Origin of the sequence: Pseudomonas sp. NY15356 (assembly GCF_048068175.1) — a bacterium.
Classification (GTDB): Bacteria; Pseudomonadota; Gammaproteobacteria; order Pseudomonadales; family Pseudomonadaceae; genus Aquipseudomonas; species Aquipseudomonas putida_K.
In genome coordinates this window covers 421,263-445,009 of record NZ_JBLUPW010000001.1, presented here as the reverse complement: position 1 = coordinate 445,009, position 23,747 = coordinate 421,263, and the positions used below count along the sequence as shown (strand labels likewise).

Sequence of the window (23,747 nt, the reverse complement as noted above, 5' to 3'; positions counted from 1 at the left end):
ATCATTCGGCCTTGAGGCTCTTCACGCCTTCGGCAGTGCCCAGCAGCAACAGGTCGGCCGGGCGCGCCGCGAACAGGCCGTTGGTGACCACGCCGACGATGGCGTTGATCTGGCGCTCCAGGCCCACCGGGTCGGTGATCTGCAGGTTGTGCACATCGAGGATGACGTTGCCGTTGTCGGTCACCACGCCTTCGCGGTACACCGGGTCGCCGCCGAGCTTGACCAACTGGCGCGCTACATGGCTGCGGGCCATCGGGATCACTTCCACCGGCAGCGGGAAGGCACCCAGCACCGGCACCAGCTTGCTGGCATCGGCGATGCAGATAAAGGTCTTGGCCACCGCCGCGACGATCTTCTCGCGGGTCAGGGCCGCGCCGCCGCCCTTGATCAGGTTCAGGTGCGCGTCGCTTTCGTCGGCGCCGTCGACGTAGAACTCCAGCTCGCTGACGCTGTTGAGCTCGTAGACAGGAATGCCATGGCCTTTCAGGCGCTCGGCGGTGGCCTCGGAGCTGGCGACGGCGCCGTCGAAGGCGGTCTTGTGCTTGGCCAGGGCATCGATGAAGAAGTTGGCGGTCGAACCGGTGCCGACGCCGACGACGCTTTTCTCATCCAGCTTGGGCAGAATGAAGTCGACGGCAGCCTGGGCGACGGCCTGTTTGAGTTGGTCCTGGGTCATGCGGGCTCCGAGAGGGCGGGAGTTCGAAAGCTGCCTATTATAGCGGCAAGCGCCAGCAAAACGTCGGTTTCGCTGTGGTCGCCCGACGTGGCGCTGGGGTAGACTCCCAGGCCTTGTCCCGCGGCCCAGTGATGCTTTCCCGATGCTCGAACAGTACGTCAAGAAGATCCTCACCTCGCGCGTCTACGACGTCGCCGTCGAAACCCCGCTGCAGAGCGCCGGCCAGCTGAGCAAGCGGTTGGGCAACCAGGTCCTGCTCAAGCGCGAGGACCTGCAGCCGGTGTTCTCCTTCAAGATCCGCGGGGCGTACAACAAGCTGGCGCAGCTGAGCCCGGAAGAACTGGCCCGTGGCGTGGTCACCGCCTCGGCCGGCAACCACGCCCAGGGCGTGGCCCTGGCCGCACGGGAGTTGGGCATCAAGGCGACCATCGTGATGCCCAAGACTACCCCGGAGATCAAGGTCGAAGGCGTGCGCTCGCGGGGCGGCAAGGTGGTGCTGCATGGCGACTCCTTCCCCGAGGCGCTGGCCTATTCCCTGAAGCTGGTGGACGAAAAGGGCTTTGTCTACATCCACCCCTATGACGACCCGCATACCATCGCCGGGCAAGGTACCGTGGCCATGGAGATTTTGCGCCAGCACCCAGGCCGTCTGGACGCGATCTTCGTGCCGGTCGGTGGCGGCGGCCTGATCGCCGGCATCGCCGCCTACGTGAAGTACCTGCGCCCGGAGATCAAGGTGATCGGCGTCGAGCCGGACGACTCCAACTGCCTGCAGGCCGCCCTGGCTGCCGGCGAGCGGGTGGTGCTGCCACAGGTCGGGCTGTTCGCCGACGGCGTGGCGGTGGCGCAGATCGGCCAGCATACCTTCGACATCTGCCGTCACCATGTGGATGAGGTGGTGACGGTCAGTACCGACGAAATCTGCGCTGCCATCAAGGATATCTACGACGATACCCGCTCGATCACCGAGCCTGCCGGCGCCTTGGGCGTCGCGGGCATCAAGAAGTACGTGGAGCTGCGTGGGGTGACGGGCCAGACCCTGGTGGCCATCGACTCCGGGGCCAACGTCAACTTCGACCGCCTGCGCCATGTGGCCGAGCGCGCCGAGCTGGGCGAGAAGCGCGAGGCGATCATCGCTGTGACCATTCCTGAGCGCCCGGGCAGCTTCAAGGCTTTCTGCGAGGCCATCGGCAAGCGCCAGATCACCGAGTTCAACTACCGGTACCACGCCGACAAGGAAGCACACATCTTTGTCGGCGTGCAGACCCATCCGGAAACCGACCCGCGGGCCGCCCTGGTGCAACAGCTGGTCGAGCAAGGGTTCCCGGTCACCGACCTGACCGACAACGAGCTGGCCAAGCTGCATATCCGCCACATGGTCGGCGGCCATTCGGCAGGGGCCAGCGACGAGATGGTGCTGCGCTTCGAGTTCCCGGAGCGCCCGGGTGCCTTGTTCAATTTCCTGACCAAGCTGGGTGGGCGCTGGAACATCTCCATGTTCCACTACCGCAACCATGGTGCCGCCGATGGCCGGGTGGTGGCAGGCCTGCAGGTGCCGGACGACGAGCGCCATCTGGTACCGGCGGCCCTGGCCAAGATCGGCTACCCGTACTGGGACGAGACCGACAACCCAGCCTACAAGCTGTTCCTGGGTTGAGCGACTAAGCTTGGCCTAACACTCAAGGACGTGAAGCAATGGAATACCTGACCACCCTCAAGGCCGCGCACATCGCCGCCACCGTATTGCTGCTGGCCGGCGCCCTGGGCCTGGCCGCCTGGACCCTGCTCGCTCGGCGGCGTGGCGATGAGCAGGCGTATGGCAAGTTGCTGCGTCGGCCGCTGGTGTTCGTCTGGTTGCTGATGGGGCTGTGCCTGGTGAGCATGCCGTTCACCGGCTGGTGGCTGGTGCACCTGGTCGGCTGGCCGCTGGGCCAGACCTGGATCCTGGCCTCGAGCGTCATCTATACGCTCGGTGCGTTCAGCGCCTGGTGGTTGCTGGTGCGCCTGAACCGGCTGCGCAAGGCCGAGCCTGTCGGGCTTCGTTTTACCCTGGCGCTGGCGGTGATCAGCGGGGTGTGCTTGCTGTCCATTGCCGGGCTGATGGGCGCCAAACCGGTTTGAACGGGAAGGGCGTCTGGTTTTGGGATGTGGTGCCCGTGAGATCGAGCGCCGCCCGCGCGGCGCATCGCGAGCTGCGCTCGCTCCTACGTTTGTTTCGGGCCAGTAACGCCTGTAACAGGCGCGCGCGACCGCCTGGTTCGTGCGACACGATATTGCGTCATGCCCCAAGGCGTCCGCGCGAAAATCCCCCAGGCATAATTGGTCCGAAACAAACGTAGGAGCGAGCGCAGCTCGCGATGCGCCGCGCGGGCGGCGCTCGATCTACCAGGCACCATAACCCTCAAACCATACTCCCGAACAAAGCTTGGCGGGCGCGTTGCTGCGCTCGTGAGCTTTGTGGAACAATGCGATGACATGCGTTTGCGAGGTTGCTGCCGTGATCGACCCGGATGGTTTTCGCCCCAATGTCGGGATCATTCTCACGAATGATGCCGGGCAGGTGCTATGGGCTCGCCGGATCAACCAGGATGCCTGGCAGTTCCCCCAGGGTGGCATCAACCCTGACGAGACGCCGGAAGATGCCCTGTACCGCGAGTTGAACGAAGAAGTGGGCCTGGAGCGCGAGGATGTGGAAATTCTTGCCTGCACCCGTGGCTGGTTGCGGTATCGTTTACCCCAGCGACTGGTGCGCACCCATAGCCAGCCTTTGTGCATCGGTCAGAAACAGAAGTGGTTCCTGCTGCGCCTGGTTTCCAACGAGCAGCGGGTGCGCATGGACCTGACCGGCAAGCCGGAATTCGACGGCTGGCGTTGGGTCAGCTACTGGTATCCCTTGGGCCAGGTGGTGACATTCAAGCGCGAGGTCTATCGCCGCGCCTTGAAAGAGCTTGCCCCGCGCCTGTTGACGCGCGACTGACGACGGAGTCCGACCCCGAGCCATGCTCAATACGCTGCGCAAGATCGTCCAGGAAGTTAACTCCGCCAAAGATCTCAAGACGGCGTTGGGGATCATTGTCTTGCGCGTCAAGGAAGCCATGGGCAGCCAGGTCTGCTCGGTCTACCTGCTCGACCCGGACACCAACCGCTTCGTGTTGATGGCCACCGAAGGCCTGAACAAGCGCTCCATCGGCAAGGTCAGCATGGCCCCCAACGAAGGCCTGGTCGGCCTGGTCGGTACCCGGGAAGAGCCGCTGAACCTCGAGGACGCCGCCGCCCACCCCCGTTACCGCTACTTCGCCGAAACCGGCGAGGAGCGCTTTGCCTCCTTCCTCGGTGCACCGATCATCCACCACCGCCGCGTGGTGGGCGTGTTGGTCATCCAGCAGAAGGAACGCCGCCAGTTCGATGAAGGCGAGGAAGCCTTCCTGGTCACCATGAGCGCCCAGCTCGCCGGCGTGATCGCCCATGCCGAGGCCACCGGCTCCATCCGCGGCCTGGGCCGTCAGGGCAAGGGGATCCAGGAGGCCCGTTTCGTCGGCGTGCCCGGTTCGCCGGGCGCTGCCGTCGGCAGGGCCGTGGTGATGCTGCCGCCGGCCGACCTGGAAGTGGTCCCGGACAAGACCGTCGAGGACATCGACACCGAACTCAAGCTGTTCAACAACGCCCTGGAGGGCGTTCGCGCCGACATGCGCAAGCTGTCGGCCAAGCTCGCCACCCAGCTGCGCCCTGAAGAGCGCGCGCTGTTCGACGTCTACCTGATGATGCTCGAGGATGCCGCCCTCGGTGGCGAGGTGATCGAGGTCATCAAGACCGGCCAGTGGGCCCAAGGCGCCCTGCGCCAGGTCGTGGGCGAGCACGTCAACCGTTTCGAGCTGATGGACGATGACTACCTGCGCGAGCGGGCTTCGGACGTCAAGGACCTCGGCCGCCGTCTGCTGGCCTATCTCCAGCAAGCGCGCTCGCAGTCGCTGGTCTATGCCGACAACACCATCCTGGTCAGCGAGGAGCTGACCCCGGCCATGCTGGGCGAGGTGCCCGAAGGCAAGCTGGTAGGCCTGGTCTCGGTACTGGGGTCGGGCAACTCGCACGTGGCGATCCTGGCGCGGGCCATGGGTATCCCCACGGTCATGGGCCTGGTCGACCTGCCGTATTCGAAGGTCGACGGCATCGAGCTGATCGTCGACGGCTACAAGGGGGAAGTGTTCACCAACCCGGGCGAGGTGCTGCGCAAGCAGTACAGCGACGTGGTCGAGGAAGAGCGCCAGCTCGCCCAGGGGCTGGATGCCCTGCGCGAACTGCCCTGCGTCACCCCGGACGGCCACCGCATGCCGCTGTGGGTCAACACCGGCTTGCTCGCCGATGTCGCCCGTGCCCAGCAGCGCGGCGCCGAAGGCGTGGGCCTGTACCGCACCGAAGTGCCGTTCATGATCAACCAACGCTTCCCCAGCGAGAAGGAACAGCTGGCGATCTATCGTGAGCAGCTGCAGGCGTTCCACCCGTTGCCGGTGACCATGCGCAGCCTCGACATCGGTGGCGACAAAGCGCTTTCGTATTTCCCGATCAAGGAAGAAAACCCCTTCCTTGGCTGGCGCGGCATCCGCGTCACCCTCGACCACCCGGAAATCTTCCTGGTGCAGACCCGCGCCATGCTCAAGGCCAGCGAGGGCTTGAACAACCTGCGCATCCTGTTGCCGATGATTTCCGGCATCCATGAGCTGGAAGAGGCGCTGCATCTGATCCACCGCGCCTGGGGCGAGGTGCGGGATGAAGGTACCGACGTGCCGATGCCGCCGGTCGGGGTGATGGTCGAAATCCCTGCGGCGGTCTACCAGACCCGTGAACTAGCACGCCAGGTGGACTTCCTCTCGGTCGGCTCCAACGACCTGACCCAGTACCTGCTGGCGGTCGACCGCAACAACCCGCGGGTCGCCGACCTCTACGACTACCTGCACCCAGCCGTGCTGCAAGCCTTGCAGACGGTGGTGCGTGATGCCCACGCCGAAGGCAAGCCGGTGAGCATCTGCGGTGAAATGGCCGGTGACCCGGCTGCGGCCGTGCTGTTGATGGCCATGGGCTTCGACAGCTTGTCGATGAACGCCACCAACCTGCCGAAGGTGAAGTGGATGCTGCGCCAGATCAACCTGAGCAAGGCCAAGGAGCTGCTGACCGAGGCCATGGCCCATGACAACCCGCAGGTTATCCACAGTGCGCTGCAGCTGGCCCTGAAGAACCTGGGGCTGGCGCGGATGATCGGGCCTGGGGCCAACAAGACTCTGTAACCGAGGTGTCTTGATCGCCGGCAAGCCGGCTCCCACCTGTCCTGCGCTGTTTTCAGAGACACCGCTATACCTGTGGGAGCCGGCTTGCCGGCGATGGGGTACTGACGACGCCCTCCTCAGACTTCCAGCGCCACTTCTCCCAGATGGCCACCAAACGGCCCGAAACTGCGCTCGATCATCCGTCGCCGCCCCTGAGCATCCACGATCAGCACCGTACTGGCCCGTGTCCCGTAGTTCTGGCTGGCGATAAACACACTCGACAGCAGCTTCTCGGTCGCCAGCCCCACACCGGTCTCCGGCAGATCCGCTTCCGGTGCAGGCTCGCCATCACCCAGCAACCCCAGCAGCCGCTGCGGGTCCGGGTCGTCGAGCATGGCCTGCAGCCCTCTGCGTGCCTTGACCAGTTTGGGCCAGGGCGTATCCAACCCGGCATTGGACACGCCATATATACCCGGCTCGAGCAGGCGAGGTGCCACCTCGCGGGCATGCAGGTAACCCAGCCGCTCGCCGTCGCCCACCAGCAGGTTGAACCCTGAATACTGGCTGGCGCGGCTGGCCACCTGGTCCAGGTAGGCGTCCACGTCCAGCGTGCCACTGAGGTAGGCCGCCACCAGTTCGCCACGGGAGCGCGGCCCAAGGGGCTGGCCGGGGTCGCGAATGTTGGTCAGTGCGGCGAACCGACCGTTCGGGCCGACACCCAGCCAGGTGCCGCCGGCTTCCAGGTCGCGCCCGGCATACACGCCGGGGGCATCCTTCCAGGCCTCCAGGGCCTGGGTGGGGCGGGCATAGAATTCGTCGCGGTTGGCCGCGACGATCAGCGGCAGGGCATGTCCTGGCCGCCAGGCGAACACGATCAGGCACATGGCAGGGCCTCGGTTGTTTTGGCCACTCTACCGGCTGGCCCGTGTCGATCCAACATCTGACACAGAGTTCACTAGAGCCCCGGGGCTGGCATCCGTTACCATGCCAGATTGTTTCCATGGGGACGGCGAATGGAATTCGTACTCTATCTGTTGTTGGGCGCATGTGCCGGCGTACTGGCGGGCCTGTTCGGCGTGGGCGGTGGAATCATCATCGTGCCGGTGCTGGTGTTCAGCTTCACCTTGCAGGGCTTCGACCCGTCGGTGCTGACCCACCTGGCCGTCGGTACCTCGCTGGCGACCATCGTCTTCACCTCCATCAACGCCGTGCTGGAGCACCAGCGCAAGGGCGCGGTGCAATGGCCGATCTTCGCCTGGATGACCCTGGGCATCCTCATCGGTGCCGGCATCGGCGCCAAGACCGCCTCGTTGATCCAGGGGCCGATGCTGCAGAAGATCATCGGCGTGTTCGCCCTGGTGATCGCCGTGCAGATGGCCCTGGACCTCAAGCCCAAGGCCAGCCGTGGCATCCCCGGCAAGCCCGGGTTGGTCGGCGCTGGCGGGGTGATCGGCTGGGCCTCGGCGATCTTCGGTATCGGCGGCGGCTCGCTGACCGTGCCGTTCCTGACCTGGCGCAGCCTGCCGATGCAGAAGGCCGTGGCCACCTCCTCGGCCTGCGGCCTGCCGATCGCCCTGGCCAGCGCCCTGAGCTTCATGTGGCTGGGCTGGCACGACGAGCACCTGCCGGCCCACAGCCTGGGTTACGTCTACCTACCTGCGCTGGTGGGTATTGCCGTGACCAGCATGTTTTTCGCCCGCTTCGGCGCGCGCCTGGCACACCGGTTGTCGCCGCGTCTGCTCAAGCGCCTGTTTGCCGCGCTGCTGTTCTGCGTCGGCCTGAGCTTCCTGATTTGACCTAGAGGAACCACCATGCTGCCTTACCCGCAGATCGACCCCGTGGCCGTGGCCATCGGTCCGCTGAAAATCCATTGGTACGGGTTGATGTACCTGATCGGCATCGGCGGTGCCTGGCTGCTCGCCTCGCGTCGGCTGAACCGCTTCGACCCCACCTGGACCCGCGAAAAACTCTCCGACCTGGTGTTCTGGCTGTCGATGGGCGTGATCGTCGGCGGGCGCCTGGGCTACGTGCTGTTCTATGACCTGCACCAGTACCTGGCCAACCCGACCTTGATCTTAGAAGTGTGGAAGGGCGGCATGTCATTCCATGGCGGGTTCATCGGCGTGATGCTGGCGGCGCTGTGGTTCGGCAAGCGCAACAACAAGTCGTTCTTCGAACTGATGGATTTCGTCGCCCCACTGGTGCCGATCGGCCTGGGCGCCGGGCGCATCGGCAACTTCATCAATGCCGAACTATGGGGCAAGGCCACCGACGTGCCCTGGGCGATGGTCTTCCCGCCGTTCAGCGACCCGGCCCAGCTGCCGCGTCACCCGTCGCAGCTGTATCAGTTCGCCCTCGAAGGTGTGGCATTATTCGTCATCCTCTGGCTGTACTCGCGCAAGCCGCGCCCGACCATGGCCGTCTCCGGCATGTTCGCATTGTTCTACGGCATCTTCCGCTTCATCGTGGAATTCGTGCGGGTGCCCGACGCCCAGCTGGGCTACATCGCCTTCGGCTGGTTGACCATGGGTCAGCTGCTCTGCGTGCCGATGATCGTCGGCGGCATCTTCCTGATCTGGTGGGCCTACAACCGTAAACCGACGGCCAAGGCCACCGTTTGACTCTCACGGCAGGGGCGATCCTCCTGCCGTTCTTGCTACAGGTAAGCCATGAAACAGTATCTAGACCTGGTCCGCGACGTCATCGAAAACGGCACGTTGCAGGAAAACCGCACCGGTATCCGCACCATCAGCCTGCCGGGCGCCATGCTGCGTTTCGACCTGCAAAAGGGCTTCCCGGCCATCACCACGCGCAAGCTGGCGTTCAAGTCGGCGATCGGCGAGATGGTGGGCTTCCTGCGCGGCGTGAAGAACGCCGGCCAGTTCCGCGAGCTGGGCTGCAAGGTCTGGGACCAGAACGCCAACGAAAATGCCCAGTGGCTGGCCAACCCGTTCCGCCAGGGCCATGACGACCTCGGCGAGATCTACGGTGTGCAGTGGCGCCAGTGGCCGGGCTACAAGCGCATCCCGCTGAGCAACCCGGCTGCCATCGAAATGGCCGAGAAGGCAGGTTTCCGCCGGATCGCCCAGGACGAGGAAGACGGCCAGGCGTTCGTCATCCTGTACAAGGCCATCGACCAGGTGCGCCAGTGCCTGGACACCATCGCCAACGACCCGGGCAGCCGGCGCATCCTGTTCCACGGCTGGAACTGCGCCCAGCTCGATGAAATGGCGCTGCCGCCGTGCCACCTGCTGTACCAGTTCCACCCCAATGTCGAGACGCGGGAAATCTCCCTGACCCTCTACATCCGCTCCAACGACCTGGGCCTGGGCACGCCGTTCAACCTGACCGAGGGCGCAGCGCTGCTGTCGCTGTTCGGCCGCCTGACCGGCTATACCCCACGCTGGTTCACCTACTTCATCGGCGATGCCCATGTGTACGAGAACCACCTGGACATGTTGAACGAGCAGATGAAGCGCGAGCCGCTGGCAGCGCCGAAGCTGGTGATCAGCGACCGGGTACCGGCCTTTGCCGAGACGGGCAAATACGAGCCCGAGTGGCTGGAGCAGATCGAGCCGAGCGACTTTTGGCTGGAAGGGTACGAGCACCATGCGCCGATGACGGCGCCGATGGCGGTCTGACCTCTGGATCGTCGGGGCTGCTGCGCAGCCCATCGCGGGGCAAGCCCGCTCCTACAGGTTTGGCGCCGATCCTGATCTTGTGCTGTGTCTGTGGGAGCGGGCTTGTCCCGCGATGGGCCGCAAGATCAATGTCCGTGGCTGCGCCCCACATGCGAGTGTTCGGTCTCGGGCACCGATACCGCCCCGTTCGTCTCCAACTGTTGCAGGATCGCGCACTCCGACCCTTTGGCATTGCATCGCTGGCGCAACTCCACCAGTTGCGCCTGCAACGCCATCAATCCATCGATCCGCGCCTGCACATGCTCGATATGTTCGTCGATCAGCGCATTGACGCTGCCGCACGAGCCATCGGGGCTGTCACGTAGCGTCAGCAGGCTGCGGATCTCGTCCAGGGTCATGTCCAGTGTGCGGCAATTGCGGATGAAGGTCAGTCGCTCCACATGGGCCTGGGTGTAGAGCCGGTAGTTGCCTTCGGTGCGTGCCGGTTCCGGCAGCAATTGCTCGCGCTCGTAGTAACGGATGGTCTCCACGGCGCAATCGGTGGCCTTGGCCAGTTCTCCGATCTTCATGGCGAATCTCCAGGGGAGGGGTTGACCCTATAGTGGCTACAGGGTGTTCACTTGGCAACAATCCACTTTGTAGACGCGGGCTTGCCCACGCCTACAAAGGCCAGTGCTCAGTTAAGGACGCGTCCATGAACCAGCCTGTCAGCCATGAACACACGCATGACCACGCCCATGACCACGGCCAGGAAGGCCATCGCCATGATGCCCACGCCCACAGTTGCTGCAGCGCCGCGGCGGCACCTGCCAGGGTGAAACTGACCCAAGCGGCCAGTGCCGGCGCTCGGCTCAGCCGCTTCCGCATCGAGGCGATGGACTGCCCTACCGAGCAGAGCCTGATCCAGGACAAGCTCGGCAAGCTGGCCGGGGTCGAGCAACTGGAATTCAACCTGATCAACCGGGTGCTCGGTGTGCATCACACCCTGGGCGGCACCGCCGAGATCGAACAGGCCATCGACAGCCTGGGCATGCATGCCGAGCTCCTGGCCAGCGAGGACGACGGTACCCACACCGCGCCGCAGCCCGGCAAGACCCGTTGGTGGCCGCTGGCGCTTTCCGGCGTGGCGGCGATCGCCGCCGAGGTGGTGCACTTCGCTGACCTGGCGCCGGAATGGGTCGTTGCCGCCCTGGCGCTGGTGGCCATCCTGGGCTGTGGCCTGGGGACCTACAAGAAGGGCTGGATCGCCCTGAAGAACCGCAACCTCAACATCAACGCCTTGATGAGCATCGCCGTCACCGGCGCGGTGTTGATCGGCCAATGGCCGGAAGCGGCCATGGTCATGGTGTTGTTCACGGTCGCCGAACTGATCGAGGCACGTTCGCTGGACCGTGCCCGCAACGCCATCGGTGGCTTGATGCAACTGAGCCCGGACATGGCTACGGTACGACAGGCCGATGGCCAGTGGCGTGAGGTGGAGGTTCGCGAGGTGGCCTTGGGGGCGTTGGTGCGGGTGCGCCCGGGCGAGCGCATCGGTCTGGATGGCGAAGTGGTCAGCGGGCAATCGAGCGTCGATCAGGCGCCGATCACCGGCGAAAGCCTGCCGGTCGAAAAGGCGGTGGGCGACAAGCTGTTCGCCGGTACCATCAACCAGGCCGGCGCGCTGGAGTACCGCGTCACGGCCCTGGCCGGCCAGTCGACCCTGGCGCGCATCATCAAGGCCGTCGAAGAGGCCCAGGGCGCCCGGGCACCGACCCAGCGCTTCGTCGACCAGTTCTCGCGTATCTACACGCCGGCGGTATTCGTCGTGGCCCTGGCGGTGGCGATCATCCCGCCGTTGTTCATGGCCGGCGCCTGGTTCGACTGGATCTACCGTGCCCTGGTGCTGCTGGTGGTGGCATGCCCGTGCGCACTGGTGATCTCCACGCCGGTGACCATCGTCAGCGGCCTGGCCGCCGCGGCGCGCAAGGGCATCCTGATCAAGGGCGGAGTCTACCTGGAGGGCGGCCGCAAGCTGGACTTCCTCGCCCTGGACAAGACCGGCACCATCACCCATGGCAAGCCGGTGCAGACCGACAGCAAAGTCCTCGATCCGTTGTTCGAAGGCCGTGCCCAGGCCTTGGCCGCGAGCCTCGCGGCGCGCTCCGACCATCCGGTTTCTGGGGCCATCGCCGAGCTGGCGCGAGCGCAAGGCCTGGCCTTGGAAGAGGTCGGCGAATTCACCGCCCTGGCCGGCCGTGGCGTGCGCGGTGAAATCGGCGGCGTGCGCTATCACCTGGGCAACCATCGCCTGGTCGAGGAGCTGGGCCTGTGCTCGCCAGCGCTCGAGGCCGAGCTGGATCAACTGGAGCGCCAAGGCAAGACAGTGGTGCTGCTGCTCGACGGCTCCGGCCCGCTGGCGCTGTTCGCCGTGGCCGACACGGTCAAGGACAGCAGCCGCCAGGCCATCGCCGAACTGCACGCGCTGGGCATCAAGACTGTCATGCTGACCGGCGACAATCCGCACACGGCCCAGGCCATCGCCGCCCAGGTGGGCATCGACCGCGCCGAGGGCAACCTGCTGCCTGCGGACAAGCTCGGCAGCATCGAGCAGCTGTATGCCCAGGGGCATCGTGTGGGTATGGTCGGCGATGGCATAAACGACGCACCGGCCCTGGCCCGTGCCGAGATCGGTTTCGCCATGGCGGCCGCGGGCACCGACACCGCCATCGAGACCGCCGATGTGGCACTGATGGACGACGACTTGCGCAAAATCCCCGCCTTCGTCAGGCTGTCGCGCCAAAGTGCGGCGATACTCACCCAGAACATCGTGCTGGCCCTGGGTATCAAGGCGATTTTCCTGGCGATCACTTTCGCCGGCCTGGCGACCATGTGGATGGCGGTGTTCGCCGACATGGGCGTAAGCCTGCTGGTGGTGTTCAACGGCTTGCGCCTGCTGCGCAAATAGAGGTTTCGCGATGCTGAGCGCCGAGCTCAAGGCTTTCTACATGGTGGCCCGCCTGGGCAGCATTACCCTGGCCGCAAAGAAGCTCGGGCTCAGCCAGCCCACGGTGACCACGCAGATCCGCAACCTGGAGAGCCAGTACGCGGTGGAGCTGTTCTACCGTGGCGGGCGGCGCCTGGTGCTGAGCGAGGAGGGCGCACGGTTGCTGCCGATGGTCAAGGCGCTGCTCCAGCAGGAAGCCGACATCGAGTTCGAACTGCGCAACAGCGGCCAGGCCCAGGGCGGCTTGCGCATCGCTGCCACTGCACCGTACTACATCCTCGACCTGGTGAAGGTCTTCCGCGAACGCCTGCCCCAGGTGGAGCTGACGGTGGAGATCGGCAACTCCCAGCAGGTGCTGGAAATGCTCGAGGACTACCGAGTGGACATTGCGGCATCGTCGCAGCTGGTGGAGGACAACCGCCTGGTGCGCAAGGTGCTGGGTGCCGACCCGCTGGTGGTGGCGGTGCACCGCAATCACCCGTTGGCCCATCGGGAAACGGTGTCGATCGAGACGCTGGCCGGACACTGCCTGTTGATGCGCGAGCAGGGCTCGACCACCCGCAAGCTGACCGAACGGATGCTCGAGGAGGCCGGGATCGGTGGCGGGACGCTGCTGGAGATCGGCAGCCGCGAGTCGATCCGCGAGGCGGTGTTGCGCAACATCGGCATCAGCATCATCGCCCGCCATGAAGTGCCGCATAACCCGGAGCTGCGGGTGCTGGCGCTGGACAATGCCCCGGTGATGCATGAATACCTGTATTGCCTCAAGGAGCGGCGCCAGGCCAGGTTGCCAGCGGCCTTCCTGGGCGTGGCGCAAGAGGTGGTTGGGTCGCAGTTCTAGATCGGTGTTGGCTTCTTCGCGGGTAAACCTGCGAAAGGGCCGGTGAATTCATTACAAAATTTTTGAATAGCACTATCGGCTGCTTTTGCCTCCTAGCCACATAACCTTCGCATTGAGTTCCTAGCATGGGCCCATCTGTTCGATGAGGCCCTGTCATGAACAACGCTATCACCACCCCGGGCGCACAAATGAAAGTGCGCGGTATCCACAAGCGCTTCGGCGCCTTCACCGCGCTGAACGATGTGTCCCTGGACATCGCCGCAGGCGAGCTGGTCTGCCTGCTCGGCCCCTCGGGCTGTGGCAAGACCACTCTGCTGCGTTGCATCGCCGGCCTGGAGCGCCAGGATCGCGGCGAGCTGTACATCGGCGAGCGCGACATCTCCGAGCTGCCGCCCCAGGCCCGTGACTACGGCATCCTGTTCCAGTCCTACGCGCTGTTCCCCAACCTCACCGTCGAGGCCAACATCGCCTACGGCCTGACCGGCTGCAGCCGCGAAGAGGCCCGCCATCGAGTGGCCGAGATGCTCGAGCTGGTCGGCCTTTCCGGCAGCGAGAAGAAGTACCCCGGCCAGTTGTCCGGCGGCCAACAACAGCGCGTGGCGCTGGCCCGCGCCCTGGCGCCGGCGCCTTCGCTGCTGTTGCTCGACGAGCCGATGTCGGCCCTCGATGCCCGCGTGCGCGAGCACCTGTGCACCGAGCTGCGCCAGCTGCAGCGTCAGCTGGGCATCACCACCTTGATGGTGACTCACAACCAGGACGAAGCCATGCTGATGGCCGACCGCATCGCCGTGATGAACCACGGCCAGGTCGAGCAGTACGCCACACCGCAGGAAATCTACGACCAACCCGCCACACCCTTCGTCGCCGAGTTCGTCGGCCAGGGCAACTGGCTGCCATTCCAGCGCAGCGGCGAGCATCACGCCCAGGTCGGTGACGTGAACATGCGCCTGGCACCGGGCGTCGTGCAGGCTGGCAGTGGCCGCCTGTTCTGCCGGCCGGAGGCGATCACCGTCAACCCGCCGGTGCATGAGGAAAACCTGTTCCCGGCCCTGGTACGGGAAATCACCTTCCTCGGCAACCGCTGCCGCATGAGCTTCGAGCTCAAGGCCCTGCCAGGCCATTCCCTGCTGGCGGAAGTGGCCCCCGAGGCCATGCCGCGCCTGGGGTCCCAGGACATCTGGGTGGCTCTGCCACCGCGCAGCCTGCAGGTCTTTGCCTGAGATGGCCGCGCCCATGTCCGTGCCGATCGCCCAGGCCAAGGTTGCGCCCCGCAGTGGTGTGACCCTGGGGGATCGCCTGTTCGTCGTCGGCGGCAAGAGTCTGTTGCTGGCCCTGCTCATCCTCGCCGTGCTGATGCCGTTGTTGGCGATCTTCTGGCGCGGCTTCAATGGCGAGGCCGGCCAAGGTGGCGGCCTGGTTGCGGCCCGCGAGCTGTTCGCCAGTGAGAATTTCCACTGGTTGCTGGGCAACAGCCTCAAGGTCGCCTTCAGTGTCGCAGCCATCGTCGTGCCGCTGGCCTACCTGTTCGCCTACGCCCTGCAACGCACCCTGATACCGGCCAAGGGCCTGTGGCGCGGGATTTCCCTGTTGCCACTGCTGGCGCCGTCGATGTTGCCGGCCATCGCCCTGGTGTACCTGTTCGGCAACCAGGGTTTGCTGCGCGGGTTGTTGACCGACAACGTCTATGGCTTCTGGGGCATTGTCCTGGGCGAGGCCATCTACACCTTCCCCCATGCCTTGATGATCCTGCTCTCGGCACTGTCGCTGGCCGATGCCCGGCTGTTCGATGCTGCCTCGAGCATGGGCGCGGGGCCCTGGCGGGCGTTTCGCAGCGTCACCTGGCCGGGCACGCGCCAGGCGGTGTTCGCCGCGTTCTGCCTGGTGTTCACCTTGACCATCACTGATTTCGGTGTGCCGGTGGTGGTGGGCGGCGACTACCAGGTGCTGGCGCTGGAGGCCTACAAGGCTGTGGTGGGCCAGCAGCAGTTCGGCCGTGGCGCGCTGATCGGCATGGTCCTGCTGGTGCCGGCGCTGCTGAGCTTTGCCGTGGATGCCTGGCTGCGTCGTCGCCAGGGCGAAGCGATGAGTGGCCGTGCCCAGGTGTTCCAGCCCAAGCCTTCGCGCAGCCGTGACGCCTGCTTCCTGGTCATCGTGTTGCTGGTGTGCGCGGTGCTGCTGCTGGTCATCGGCATGGCGGTGTATTCGTCGCTGGTCAAATTCTGGCCCTATAACCTGTCGCTGTCGTTCAAGCACTACCTGTTCGACGACACCGCCGGTGGCGGCTGGCTGGCCTATCGCAACAGCGTGACCATGGCCGTGGCCACCTCGCTGATCGGCAGCGTGGTGATCTTCACCGGCGCCTACCTGATGGAGAAGACCCAGGGCCAACGGCTGCTAAACCAGGCCTTGCGCCTGCTGAGCTTCATCCCCATGGCCGTGCCTGGGTTGGTGCTGGGCCTGGGCTACGTGTTCTTCTTCAACCTGGCAGGCAACCCGCTGCACGTGTTCTATGGCGGCATGGCGCTGCTGGTGGTATGCACCATTGCCCACTACCTGACCACCGCGCAGATGACCGCGACCACCGCGCTGCGCCAGCTCGACGGCGAGTTCGAGGCCGCTGCACTGTCGCTCAAGGCGCCGCTGTACAAGCATTTTGCCCGGGTCACCGTGCCGATCTGCCTGCCGGCGCTGCTGGACATCATCCGCTACCTGTTCGTCTCGGCGATGACCACGGTGTCGGCGGCGATCTTCCTGTACAGCCCCGACACCATCCTCGCCGCCGTCGCCGTGTTGAACATGGACGACGCCGGCAACGTGGGCGGCGCTGCCGCCATGTCGACCCTGATCCTGCTGACCAGCGCGACGGCCTCGCTGCTGCTGGCCGGTGCTTCCCGCGGCCTGCTGCGCCGCTCCCAGGCCTGGCGCCAGCGCGCCCCCGGCCACTGACCGACTGCCAACCCTGTAAGGAACCGCATCATGTTCAAGCCCCTCGCACTTGTCGCTGCCGTATCCGCCGTGTTCAGCCTGCAGGCTTCGGCTGCCGCGACCCAGCTGACCGTGTACACGGCCCTGGAGGCCGAGCAGCTCAAGCGCTACAAGCAGGCCTTCGAGAAGGCCAACCCGGACATCGAGATCAAGTGGGTGCGCGACTCCACCGGCATCATCACCGCCAAGCTGCTGGCCGAGAAGGACCGTCCGCAGGCCGATGTGGTCTGGGGCCTGGCGGCCTCCAGCCTGGCGATCCTCGACCAGAACGGCATGCTCGAAGCCTATGCGCCCAAAGACCTGGGCAAGATCTCGCCGAACTACCGGGATGCGGCCAACCCGCCGGCCTGGGTCGGCATGGACGTCTGGGCCGCGACTCTCTGCTTCAACACCATCGAGGCCGAGAAGCAGGGGCTGAGCAAGCCGGTGAGCTGGCAGGACCTGACCAAGCCTGAGTACAAGGGCAAGATCGTCATGCCCAACCCGGCCTCGTCCGGCACGGGCTTCCTGGATGTCAGCGCTTGGTTGCAGACCTTTGGCGAGCCGCAGGGCTGGGCCTACATGGACGCCCTGCACCAGAACATCGGCCAGTACGTCCATTCCGGGTCCAAACCGTGCAAGCTGGCGGCAGCCGGTGAATTCCCGATCGGTATCTCGTTCGAGTACCCGGCCGTGCAGCTCAAGCGCCAGGGCGCGCCGCTGGACATCGTCCTGCCGAAGGAAGGCCTGGGCTGGGAGATCGAGGCCACCGCCGTGATCAAGGGGTCGCCGAAGGCCGATGCGGCCAAACGCCTGGCCGACTTCTCGGCAAGCCCGGCCGCCATGGAGCTGTACAAGGAGAACTTCGCCGTACTGGCCGCGCCGGGTATCGCCAAGCCGCAGACCGAGTTGCCGGCGGACTACGAGCAGCGCCTGATCAAGAACGATTTTGCCTGGGCGTCGAAGAACCGCGACGAGATTCTCGCCGAGTGGCGCAAACGCTATGACGGCAAGTCGGAGAAGGTGGCCCAGCAGTAAACGTTCTGCGAGGCCTGCGGCCTCGAATCGCCGGCAAGCCGGCTCCCACCGGGCCTTGGTCATCTCCGGGGGAGCCGGCTTGCCGGCGATTGGGCCTAAAGGTCCTTCACCAAGGCTTCGAGCTGCTCCTGCCGTTCGGTCTGGTTGAGCCGCGCCCCAGGGTTGAGCGACGACCACTGCGGATGCGCCCGCGCACGCTTGAGTGCTTCGGGCAGCTTGCCCTCGCGCCAGGTGCTTTCATCCGGTTGACCCAGGCGAATGCTGTCTTGCGCCGCGTGCCCGCGGCTGTCGAGGGCTGCGATCAGCTGCTGTTGGCGCAACGCCAGCAGGCGCAGCACGGTGTCGTCCACGGTCAGCTCACGCTGGCCCTTGAGCTTGCCCATCAACCGCGACCCATAGTTGCGCGCCGTCTGCAGCGCACCGCCGGCAATGGCCCCGGCCAGCGCCGCGGCGCCCAGGGTCAGGCCGCCCACCAACAGGTCCACCCCGGCACCGGCGGCGGCACCGGCCGCGACGCCGCTGCCCAGGCGTACGCCGAGCAGCTTGAGGGTTTCGGGGTTGAAGAGATCGTCCCCCCAGCGCCCGTCCAGCAAGGGCAGGTCGCTGGCATGGGCGTCCTCGCGACGGAAGGCGTAGAGCTTGAGCAGCGCCTCGACGCAGCGTTGCTCCCGTTGGCGCACATCGTGGCGCAGGGTTTCGATGGCCCGGGCCTCGGCGGCCGGCTCGGCGGCTACGCTGCGCCGGCAGGCGGCGCAGTCGAGCAGCAGCTCGGCGACCAGGCGCCTGGCACCCTGGCGCCGGGCCAGGCGCTGGGCCTGCTGGTCATCGATCAGGCGTTGCAGTGCAGGGCGGGCATCTTCGAGCAGCAAGGCCAAGCTCTCATACAGACGGCGCTCGCCATCCTCCGGTGGCGCCACGCTGTCGAACCGCACCAGCGCGTGCAAGCCCAGGCGGGCCAAGGCCTCGCGCCACTCCGGCTCGCGGTGCTGGCTGCTGGCGACGAAGTTGAGCACCGGCAACAGCGGCTTGCCGCAACTGGCCAGGACTTCCAGTTCGTCGCGGTACTTGGCCAGCACCGGCTCGCGGGCATCGATCACGTAGAGCCCGGCATCGCTGGCCAGCAGCTGTCGCAGTACCTTGGCTTCCTGCTCGAAGCGCTGGCGGGCCTCGCTGCCCTGCAGGAAGCGCTCCAGTCGCGCCGGGCCATCCAGGCGTTCGCCGGGGCGTTCCAGGCGCTCCAGGTAATCGAGCAGGGCGATGGCGTCTTCCAGCCCAGGTGTGTCGTACAGCTCGAGCAAGGGCTGGCCATCCACCGACAAGCGTGCGCCCTCCACATGGCGGGTGGTGCTGGGGCGATGGGATACCTCGCCGAAGCCGACGTCACGGGTCAGGGTGCGTAGCAAGGATGTCTTGCCGACGTTGGTATGGCCGACCACGGCCAGCTTCAGGGGCTCAGTCATGGCCATGCTCCAGCCAGGTCAAGGGCGCGGTGTCGGCGTGGGGCAGGCCGAGGCGGTCGAGGGCGTCGTGCCAGTCGCCCAGGCGGTCGGCATCCAGCGCCTGGCCGGGAAGGGCTTGGAGCAACCAGATCCGTGTGGCACCGGCGTTGCGTGCCAGCTCGGCCAACAGCGCGAGGCTGCCGCGATCCGGCGAGCGGCGCGGGTCGCAGGCGATGGCCAGGCGTGCCGGCGGGAAGCGGCTGAGCTGCTCCAACAGCTTGTGGCGTGACTCGCGACTGTCGAGCACGCCGGCATTGCCGATGCTATGGGGCAAGGCCGGTGGCCAGGGGCGTTGGTCGTCCAACTCCAGGCCGACCAACAGGGCGCCGCCGTCCTGGGTGTCGCGCTGGGCTGCCTGGAACTGCGGCAGGGCCTCGGGGGCCGCATCCTGCACGCCGAGCCGCTCGCTGCTGGGCATCAGCACATCGCGCAGTTGGCTGTAGCCCGGCAGGTTCAGGTCCAGGGCCAGGCGTTCGCGCCCCTGGCGCCAACGCCACAGGCACAGGGCGGTCAAGAGCAGGCGTGGCAACAGCCCATACACCAGCACCACGCCAAGCAGCCAGCTGGCCCAGGCCTGGCGCGCCAGCTCCAGCGCTGGCGAGGTGTCGCCGCTGGCGCGGATCATGGCCTCGTCTGGCACGGCGAAGCCCAGCAGCGACGGCAGTGCGCCCAAGGCCTGGGTCAGGCCAATGAAGGGCTCGGCGGCCAGCAGGGTGGTTTCCCAGACGAAGCCGTAGCGTCGGGTGGCCAGCAGGGCCAGCAGCATGCCCAGCGCGACCGCCATCGCCAGCAGCCACAGGCCGTGCACCAGCACGCCCAGCAGCCAGCGATCAAGGCGTTGGCGCTGCAGCATCACCAGCAGGGCCGGAGCCAGGTGCGCGGCCTTGGCGTCGCGCGCCAGGCGTTCGCTGAGCCAAAGCCACAGGCGGCCAAGGCCCGCACCCTGCTCGCCGGCCAGCAGCAGGCCCGCTGCCCAGCCCAGCAGCATCAACAGGTTCAGGCCAAGCAGGCTGCCCAAGGCCCAGAACACATTCACCGGGCGCTGGCCATCGCCCAGGGCCGCCAGGCCCAGGCCTGCGCCGCTGAGGGTGGCAAGCAGCAACAGGGCCAGCAAGGCCAGGCGCGCGCCTTGTTTCCAATGGCGCAGGGCGTCGGCCATGCCATCGCGTTCGGCCAGCCACAGGGCGCGGGTTTCGATGCGCGCCGCCAGGTCGCCACCTTGCTGGCGGGCGCGACGGTTGGCTTCCTGGTCCTCCAGGGGGCCGGCCTGTTCTTCACGCAGGCGCACCGCTTCGGTGAGCCAGCGTTTGTCGAATCGGGTGGGTGCAGTCACGAGCTCTTCCATTGCGCAGGTCAGGGCAAAGCATAACCCAGGCGCTGGGTGCTATCCTCGCCAGCATGAATACATCACTCCCTCTCAGCCTGATCGCGGCGCTCGCCGAGAACCGCGTGATCGGCATCGACAATTCCATGCCCTGGCACCTGCCGGGGGATTTCAAGTACTTCAAGGCCACCACCCTGGGCAAGCCGATCATCATGGGGCGCAAGACCTGGGACTCGCTCGGGCGGCCGCTGCCGGGGCGGCTGAACATCGTGGTCAGCCGCCAGCCGGGGCTGGTGCTGGCCGGGGCCGAAGTGTTCCCGTCGCTGGAGGCCGCGGTGGCGCGCGCCGAGCAGTGGGCGCGGGAGCACGGGGTTGGCGAACTGATGCTGATCGGTGGCGCCCAGCTGTATGGGCAGGCGCTGGAGAAAGGGCTGGTGAACCGGATGTACCTGACCCGGGTGGAGCTATCGCCGGAGGGGGATGCCTGGTTCCCTGAGTTCGACAAGGCGCAATGGGCGCTGATGTCGAGTGAGCCGCAGGTGGAGGAAGGCAAGCCCGCCTATCATTTCGAGGTGTGGGATCGGGTTTGAACGCGCTGGGGCTGCTTTGCAGCCCTTTCGCGGCACAAGGCCGCTCCTACACCCGCTGCGCGCTATCTGTAGGAGCGGCCTTGCGCCGCGAAAGGGCCGCGCAGCGGCCCCAAAGCCTCAGGATTGATTCAGCTGCGCATGCTCGTCGCCTGCCAGCACCTCCTTGTCGGTCTCTTTCAACAGCTGGCTGGTCACCACTCCCGCCATCATCGACCCATTCACGTTCAACGCCGTGCGGCCCATGTCGATCAGCGGCTCCACCGAGATCAGCAGCGCCACCAGTTCCACCGGCAGGCCCATGGCCGGCAGCACGATCAGCGCGGCGAAGGTCGCGCCGCCGCCGACGCCGGCCACGCCCGCCGAGCTGAGGGTGACGATGGCCACCAGGGTGGCGATCCACAGCGGATCGAAGGTATCGATGCCCACCGCCGGGGCGACCATCACCGCCAGCATGGCGGGGTACAGGCCGGCGCAGCCGTTCTGGCCGATGGTCGCGCCGAACGAGGCGCTGAAGCTGGCGATCGACTGCGGCACACCCAGGCGACGGGTCTGCGCCTCGATGTTCAGCGGGATGCTCGCGGCGCTGGAACGGCTGGTGAAGGCGAACGTCAGTACCGGCCAGACTTTACGGAAGAAGCGCAGCGGGCTGACGCCGGTCGCGGTCAGGACGAGGCCGTGGACCACGAACATCAGGCCCAGGCCGAGGTACGAGACCACCACGAAGCTGCCCAGCTTGAGAATGTCATCCAGGTTGGAGCTGGCCACCATCTTGGTCATCAACGCCAACACACCGTAGGGGGTGAGTTTCATCACCAGGCGCACCAGGCGCATCACCCAGGCTTGCAGGGTATCGATCGCGGCCAGGGCGCGGCTGCCCTTGTCGGCATCGTCCTTGATCAGCTGCAGCGCTGCCAGGCCCAGGAACACGGCGAAGATCACCACGCTGATGATCGAGGTCGGCTTGGCCCGCGCCAGGTCGCCCACCGGGTTGCTGGGGATGAACGACAACAGCAGCTGCGGGATGTTGAGGTCGGCGACCTTACCGGCATAGTCGCTGTGGATGGCCTGCAGGCGGGCGCTTTCCTGGGCACCGGCGACCAGCCCCTCGGCGCTGAGGCCGAACAGGTTGGTCAGGACGATGCCGACCAGTGCGGCGATGGCGGTGGTCAGCAGCAGCGTGCCGATGCTCAGCACGCTGATCCTGCCCAGCGAGGAGGCATTGTGCAGGCGCGCCACGGCGCTGAGGATCGAGGCGAAGATCAGCGGCATGACGATCATCTGCAACAGGCCGACGTAGCCGTTGCCGACCAGGTCGAGCCAGCCGATGGTGGCCTTGAGGACCGGATGGCCGGCGCCGTAGAAGGTGTGCAGCACCAGGCCGAACAGTACGCCCAGTACCAGGCCGAGCAGTACTTTCTTCGCCAGGCTCCAGTCGGTACGGCGGGTTTGCGCCAGGCCCAGCAGCAAGGCCAGGAACGCCAGCAGGTTGAGTGACAACGGCAGGTTCATTGAAGCTCCAGGGTAAAGCAGAAGGGGCACCGCCTCTGGATGAGCGATTGCGAACGGAAATGCTAACAGCCTGAAAACAAACGAAATTATATCTAAATCGAATTTGCTTAGTCGTTATTGGAATATGCGGGTGTCGTTTTTGGGATCTCAGGTGGCGCTTCAAGCAGGTTGAAGGTCGTTGTCGGAGCCTTGTGCAAGGAGGGCTTTGTCTAGCGTTGCAGATCCACTGTTCAGGAGAACTTGCAATGAAGTCTGCTCCGAAAGTCCTCGCTGCGGGCCTGGCCCTGCTGCTCAGCGTCGAGACATGGGCCACCGAGCTCAAGCACTGGCCCGCAGAGGCCGCCAAGCAGTTGGACAGCATGATTGCGGCCAATGCCAACAAAGGTAACTACGCAGTCTTCGACATGGACAACACCAGCTACCGCTTCGATCTGGAAGAAGCCCTGCTGCCGTTCATGGAGAACAAGGGCCTGATCACCCGTGACAAGCTCGACCCGTCGTTGAAGCTGATGCCCTTCAAGGACACCGCCGAGCACAAGGAGAGCCTGTTCAGCTACTACTACCGGCTGTGCGAAGTCGACGACATGGTCTGCTACCCCTGGGTTGCCCAGGTGTTTTCCGGCTTCACCCTCAAGGAGCTGAAGGTCCAGGTCGACGAGATGATGGCCGCCGGCAAGCCGATCCCTGCCACCTATTTCGAGGGCGACCAGGTCAAGCGCATGGAGGTGCAGCCGCCGAAGGTCTTCACCGGGCAGACCGAGCTGTTCAACAAGCTGATGGAGAATGGCATCGACGTCTATGTGATCTCCGCCGCGTCCGAGGAACTGGTGCGGATGGTCGCCTCCGATCCCAAGTACGGCTATAACGTCAAGCCGCAGAACGTCATCGGCGTGAGCCTGTTGCTCAAGGACCGCGCCAATGGCCAGCTGACCACGGCGCGCAAGCAGATCGCCGAGGGGGCCTATGATCCGAAGGCCAACCAGAACCTGGAGCTGACGCCCTACCTGTGGACCCCAGCCACCTGGATGGCGGGCAAGCAGGCCGCGATTCTCACCTATATCGATCAGTGGAAGAAACCGGTGCTGGTCGGCGGCGACACGCCCACCAGCGATGGCTACATGCAGTTCCATGGTGTGGATGTAGGCAAGGGCGGCATCCACCTGTGGATCAACCGCAAGGCCAAGTACATGGACCAGATGAACGGCATGATCGCCAAGAACGCTGCGGCCCAGGCCAAGGAAGGGCTGCCGGTGACGGCGGACAAGAACTGGGTGATCGTGACGCCGGAGCAGATCCAGTAACACCGTGCATTGGGGCAGCCTTGCAGCCCTTTCGCGGCACAAGGCCGCTCATACAGGGATCACGCAGACCTCTGTGGAGCGGCCTTGTGCCGCGAAAGGGCCGCGAAGCGGCCCTCTTGG

General features: G+C 65.7%; 20 protein-coding genes. 14 read left to right on the top strand and 6 right to left on the bottom strand.

Features of this window, described 5'->3' with window-relative positions:
* Nucleotide 1: 1 nt before the first annotated feature.
* Complete coding sequence (gene rpiA / locus ACNFCI_RS02020) at nucleotides 2-676, bottom strand: ribose-5-phosphate isomerase RpiA (protein ID WP_084853742.1); 675 nt, start codon at nucleotides 674-676, stop codon at nucleotides 2-4.
* 142 nt (nucleotides 677-818) lie between these two features.
* On the opposite strand from rpiA, the gene ilvA reads away from it, so the two are divergent.
* From ilvA to ptsP, 4 genes are all read left to right on the top strand, one after another.
* Nucleotides 819-2,333 carry a threonine ammonia-lyase, biosynthetic gene (gene ilvA, locus ACNFCI_RS02015; RefSeq protein WP_084853744.1) on the top strand — a complete coding sequence of 505 codons (1,515 nt, stop codon included), beginning with the start codon at nucleotides 819-821 and terminating at the stop codon, nucleotides 2,331-2,333.
* 38 nt (nucleotides 2,334-2,371) lie between these two features.
* On the top strand, nucleotides 2,372-2,797 hold the full coding sequence (locus ACNFCI_RS02010; RefSeq protein WP_084853746.1) for a DUF2269 family protein: 426 nt from the start codon (nucleotides 2,372-2,374) through the stop codon (nucleotides 2,795-2,797).
* A 376-nt stretch (nucleotides 2,798-3,173) separates the two neighbouring features.
* Nucleotides 3,174-3,653, top strand: a complete 480-nt coding sequence (locus ACNFCI_RS02005; protein ID WP_029614755.1) for an RNA pyrophosphohydrolase — start codon at nucleotides 3,174-3,176, stop codon at nucleotides 3,651-3,653.
* Between the two features lie 22 nt (nucleotides 3,654-3,675).
* Nucleotides 3,676-5,955, top strand: coding sequence for a phosphoenolpyruvate--protein phosphotransferase (gene ptsP / locus ACNFCI_RS02000; RefSeq protein WP_084853747.1), 2,280 nt, complete (start codon nucleotides 3,676-3,678; stop codon nucleotides 5,953-5,955).
* A gap of 116 nt (nucleotides 5,956-6,071) precedes the next feature.
* On the opposite strand, the gene ACNFCI_RS01995 is transcribed toward ptsP, so the two are convergent.
* The gene (locus tag ACNFCI_RS01995; RefSeq protein ID WP_416767324.1) at nucleotides 6,072-6,818 is read right to left on the bottom strand and encodes an NRDE family protein; all 747 of its coding nucleotides are present in this window, start codon (nucleotides 6,816-6,818) and stop codon (nucleotides 6,072-6,074) included.
* A 129-nt stretch (nucleotides 6,819-6,947) separates the two neighbouring features.
* On the opposite strand from ACNFCI_RS01995, the gene ACNFCI_RS01990 reads away from it, so the two are divergent.
* The 3 genes from ACNFCI_RS01990 to ACNFCI_RS01980 are packed head-to-tail and all read left to right on the top strand — an operon-like array spanning nucleotide 6,948 to nucleotide 9,575.
* Nucleotides 6,948-7,730, top strand: a complete 783-nt coding sequence (locus tag ACNFCI_RS01990) for a sulfite exporter TauE/SafE family protein (RefSeq protein WP_084853750.1) — start codon at nucleotides 6,948-6,950, stop codon at nucleotides 7,728-7,730.
* A gap of 15 nt (nucleotides 7,731-7,745) precedes the next feature.
* Nucleotides 7,746-8,555: a prolipoprotein diacylglyceryl transferase gene (lgt, locus tag ACNFCI_RS01985; protein WP_084853752.1), complete on the top strand. Its 810-nt coding sequence runs from the start codon at nucleotides 7,746-7,748 to the stop codon at nucleotides 8,553-8,555.
* Nucleotides 8,556-8,603: 48 nt separating this feature from the next.
* On the top strand, nucleotides 8,604-9,575 hold the full coding sequence (locus tag ACNFCI_RS01980) for a thymidylate synthase (RefSeq protein ID WP_084853753.1): 972 nt from the start codon (nucleotides 8,604-8,606) through the stop codon (nucleotides 9,573-9,575).
* Nucleotides 9,576-9,700: 125 nt separating this feature from the next.
* Here ACNFCI_RS01980 and cadR read toward each other — a convergent pair whose 3' ends face one another.
* Nucleotides 9,701-10,144: a cadmium resistance transcriptional regulator CadR gene (cadR, locus tag ACNFCI_RS01975; protein WP_084853755.1), complete on the bottom strand. Its 444-nt coding sequence runs from the start codon at nucleotides 10,142-10,144 to the stop codon at nucleotides 9,701-9,703.
* A gap of 125 nt (nucleotides 10,145-10,269) precedes the next feature.
* Here cadR and ACNFCI_RS01970 point away from each other — a divergent pair, with 125 nt between their 5' ends.
* From ACNFCI_RS01970 to ACNFCI_RS01950, 5 genes are all read left to right on the top strand, one after another.
* Nucleotides 10,270-12,522 carry a heavy metal translocating P-type ATPase gene (locus ACNFCI_RS01970; RefSeq protein WP_084853756.1) on the top strand — a complete coding sequence of 751 codons (2,253 nt, stop codon included), beginning with the start codon at nucleotides 10,270-10,272 and terminating at the stop codon, nucleotides 12,520-12,522.
* A 10-nt stretch (nucleotides 12,523-12,532) separates the two neighbouring features.
* Nucleotides 12,533-13,402: a LysR family transcriptional regulator gene (locus ACNFCI_RS01965; protein WP_084853757.1), complete on the top strand. Its 870-nt coding sequence runs from the start codon at nucleotides 12,533-12,535 to the stop codon at nucleotides 13,400-13,402.
* Nucleotides 13,403-13,557: 155 nt separating this feature from the next.
* Nucleotides 13,558-14,622, top strand: a complete 1,065-nt coding sequence (locus ACNFCI_RS01960) for a putative 2-aminoethylphosphonate ABC transporter ATP-binding protein (protein WP_324815679.1) — start codon at nucleotides 13,558-13,560, stop codon at nucleotides 14,620-14,622.
* 1 nt (nucleotide 14,623) lies between these two features.
* Nucleotides 14,624-16,348 carry a putative 2-aminoethylphosphonate ABC transporter permease subunit gene (locus ACNFCI_RS01955; RefSeq protein ID WP_368828800.1) on the top strand — a complete coding sequence of 575 codons (1,725 nt, stop codon included), beginning with the start codon at nucleotides 14,624-14,626 and terminating at the stop codon, nucleotides 16,346-16,348.
* Nucleotides 16,349-16,378: 30 nt separating this feature from the next.
* Nucleotides 16,379-17,404 carry a putative 2-aminoethylphosphonate ABC transporter substrate-binding protein gene (locus ACNFCI_RS01950; RefSeq protein ID WP_084853763.1) on the top strand — a complete coding sequence of 342 codons (1,026 nt, stop codon included), beginning with the start codon at nucleotides 16,379-16,381 and terminating at the stop codon, nucleotides 17,402-17,404.
* A gap of 95 nt (nucleotides 17,405-17,499) precedes the next feature.
* On the opposite strand, the gene ACNFCI_RS01945 is transcribed toward ACNFCI_RS01950, so the two are convergent.
* Both ACNFCI_RS01945 and ACNFCI_RS01940 read right to left on the bottom strand, forming a co-directional pair.
* Nucleotides 17,500-18,864: a GTPase/DUF3482 domain-containing protein gene (locus ACNFCI_RS01945; protein ID WP_084853764.1), complete on the bottom strand. Its 1,365-nt coding sequence runs from the start codon at nucleotides 18,862-18,864 to the stop codon at nucleotides 17,500-17,502.
* Nucleotides 18,857-20,248 carry a DUF2868 domain-containing protein gene (locus tag ACNFCI_RS01940; protein ID WP_084853766.1) on the bottom strand — a complete coding sequence of 464 codons (1,392 nt, stop codon included), beginning with the start codon at nucleotides 20,246-20,248 and terminating at the stop codon, nucleotides 18,857-18,859. Before ACNFCI_RS01940 ends, ACNFCI_RS01945 begins: the two co-directional genes overlap by 8 nt.
* Nucleotides 20,249-20,301: 53 nt before the next feature.
* Here ACNFCI_RS01940 and ACNFCI_RS01935 point away from each other — a divergent pair, with 53 nt between their 5' ends.
* Nucleotides 20,302-20,817 carry a dihydrofolate reductase gene (locus tag ACNFCI_RS01935; RefSeq protein ID WP_324815668.1) on the top strand — a complete coding sequence of 172 codons (516 nt, stop codon included), beginning with the start codon at nucleotides 20,302-20,304 and terminating at the stop codon, nucleotides 20,815-20,817.
* A gap of 117 nt (nucleotides 20,818-20,934) precedes the next feature.
* Here ACNFCI_RS01935 and ACNFCI_RS01930 read toward each other — a convergent pair whose 3' ends face one another.
* Nucleotides 20,935-22,326 carry an L-cystine transporter gene (locus ACNFCI_RS01930; RefSeq protein ID WP_324815665.1) on the bottom strand — a complete coding sequence of 464 codons (1,392 nt, stop codon included), beginning with the start codon at nucleotides 22,324-22,326 and terminating at the stop codon, nucleotides 20,935-20,937.
* Nucleotides 22,327-22,571: 245 nt separating this feature from the next.
* Here ACNFCI_RS01930 and ACNFCI_RS01925 point away from each other — a divergent pair, with 245 nt between their 5' ends.
* Nucleotides 22,572-23,627: a phosphorylcholine phosphatase gene (locus tag ACNFCI_RS01925; RefSeq protein ID WP_084853771.1), complete on the top strand. Its 1,056-nt coding sequence runs from the start codon at nucleotides 22,572-22,574 to the stop codon at nucleotides 23,625-23,627.
* The last annotated feature ends 120 nt before the right edge of the window (nucleotides 23,628-23,747 follow it).

Excerpts from the sequence above, each read along its gene's own strand:
- rpiA (WP_084853742.1), bottom strand. The coding sequence starts at position 676 with ATGACCCAGGACCAACTCAAACAGGCCGTCGCCCAGGCTGCCGTCGAC.
- ilvA (WP_084853744.1), top strand. The coding sequence starts at position 819 with ATGCTCGAACAGTACGTCAAGAAGATCCTCACCTCGCGCGTCTACGAC.
- ACNFCI_RS02010 (WP_084853746.1), top strand. The coding sequence starts at position 2,372 with ATGGAATACCTGACCACCCTCAAGGCCGCGCACATCGCCGCCACCGTA.
- ptsP (WP_084853747.1), top strand. The coding sequence starts at position 3,676 with ATGCTCAATACGCTGCGCAAGATCGTCCAGGAAGTTAACTCCGCCAAA.
- ACNFCI_RS01995 (WP_416767324.1), bottom strand. The coding sequence starts at position 6,818 with ATGTGCCTGATCGTGTTCGCCTGGCGGCCAGGACATGCCCTGCCGCTG.
- ACNFCI_RS01990 (WP_084853750.1), top strand. The coding sequence starts at position 6,948 with ATGGAATTCGTACTCTATCTGTTGTTGGGCGCATGTGCCGGCGTACTG.
- lgt (WP_084853752.1), top strand. The coding sequence starts at position 7,746 with ATGCTGCCTTACCCGCAGATCGACCCCGTGGCCGTGGCCATCGGTCCG.
- ACNFCI_RS01980 (WP_084853753.1), top strand. The coding sequence starts at position 8,604 with ATGAAACAGTATCTAGACCTGGTCCGCGACGTCATCGAAAACGGCACG.
- cadR (WP_084853755.1), bottom strand. The coding sequence starts at position 10,144 with ATGAAGATCGGAGAACTGGCCAAGGCCACCGATTGCGCCGTGGAGACC.
- ACNFCI_RS01970 (WP_084853756.1), top strand. The coding sequence starts at position 10,270 with ATGAACCAGCCTGTCAGCCATGAACACACGCATGACCACGCCCATGAC.
- ACNFCI_RS01965 (WP_084853757.1), top strand. The coding sequence starts at position 12,533 with ATGCTGAGCGCCGAGCTCAAGGCTTTCTACATGGTGGCCCGCCTGGGC.
- ACNFCI_RS01960 (WP_324815679.1), top strand. The coding sequence starts at position 13,558 with ATGAACAACGCTATCACCACCCCGGGCGCACAAATGAAAGTGCGCGGT.
- ACNFCI_RS01955 (WP_368828800.1), top strand. The coding sequence starts at position 14,624 with ATGGCCGCGCCCATGTCCGTGCCGATCGCCCAGGCCAAGGTTGCGCCC.
- ACNFCI_RS01950 (WP_084853763.1), top strand. The coding sequence starts at position 16,379 with ATGTTCAAGCCCCTCGCACTTGTCGCTGCCGTATCCGCCGTGTTCAGC.
- ACNFCI_RS01945 (WP_084853764.1), bottom strand. The coding sequence starts at position 18,864 with ATGACTGAGCCCCTGAAGCTGGCCGTGGTCGGCCATACCAACGTCGGC.
- ACNFCI_RS01940 (WP_084853766.1), bottom strand. The coding sequence starts at position 20,248 with ATGGAAGAGCTCGTGACTGCACCCACCCGATTCGACAAACGCTGGCTC.
- ACNFCI_RS01935 (WP_324815668.1), top strand. The coding sequence starts at position 20,302 with ATGAATACATCACTCCCTCTCAGCCTGATCGCGGCGCTCGCCGAGAAC.
- ACNFCI_RS01930 (WP_324815665.1), bottom strand. The coding sequence starts at position 22,326 with ATGAACCTGCCGTTGTCACTCAACCTGCTGGCGTTCCTGGCCTTGCTG.
- ACNFCI_RS01925 (WP_084853771.1), top strand. The coding sequence starts at position 22,572 with ATGAAGTCTGCTCCGAAAGTCCTCGCTGCGGGCCTGGCCCTGCTGCTC.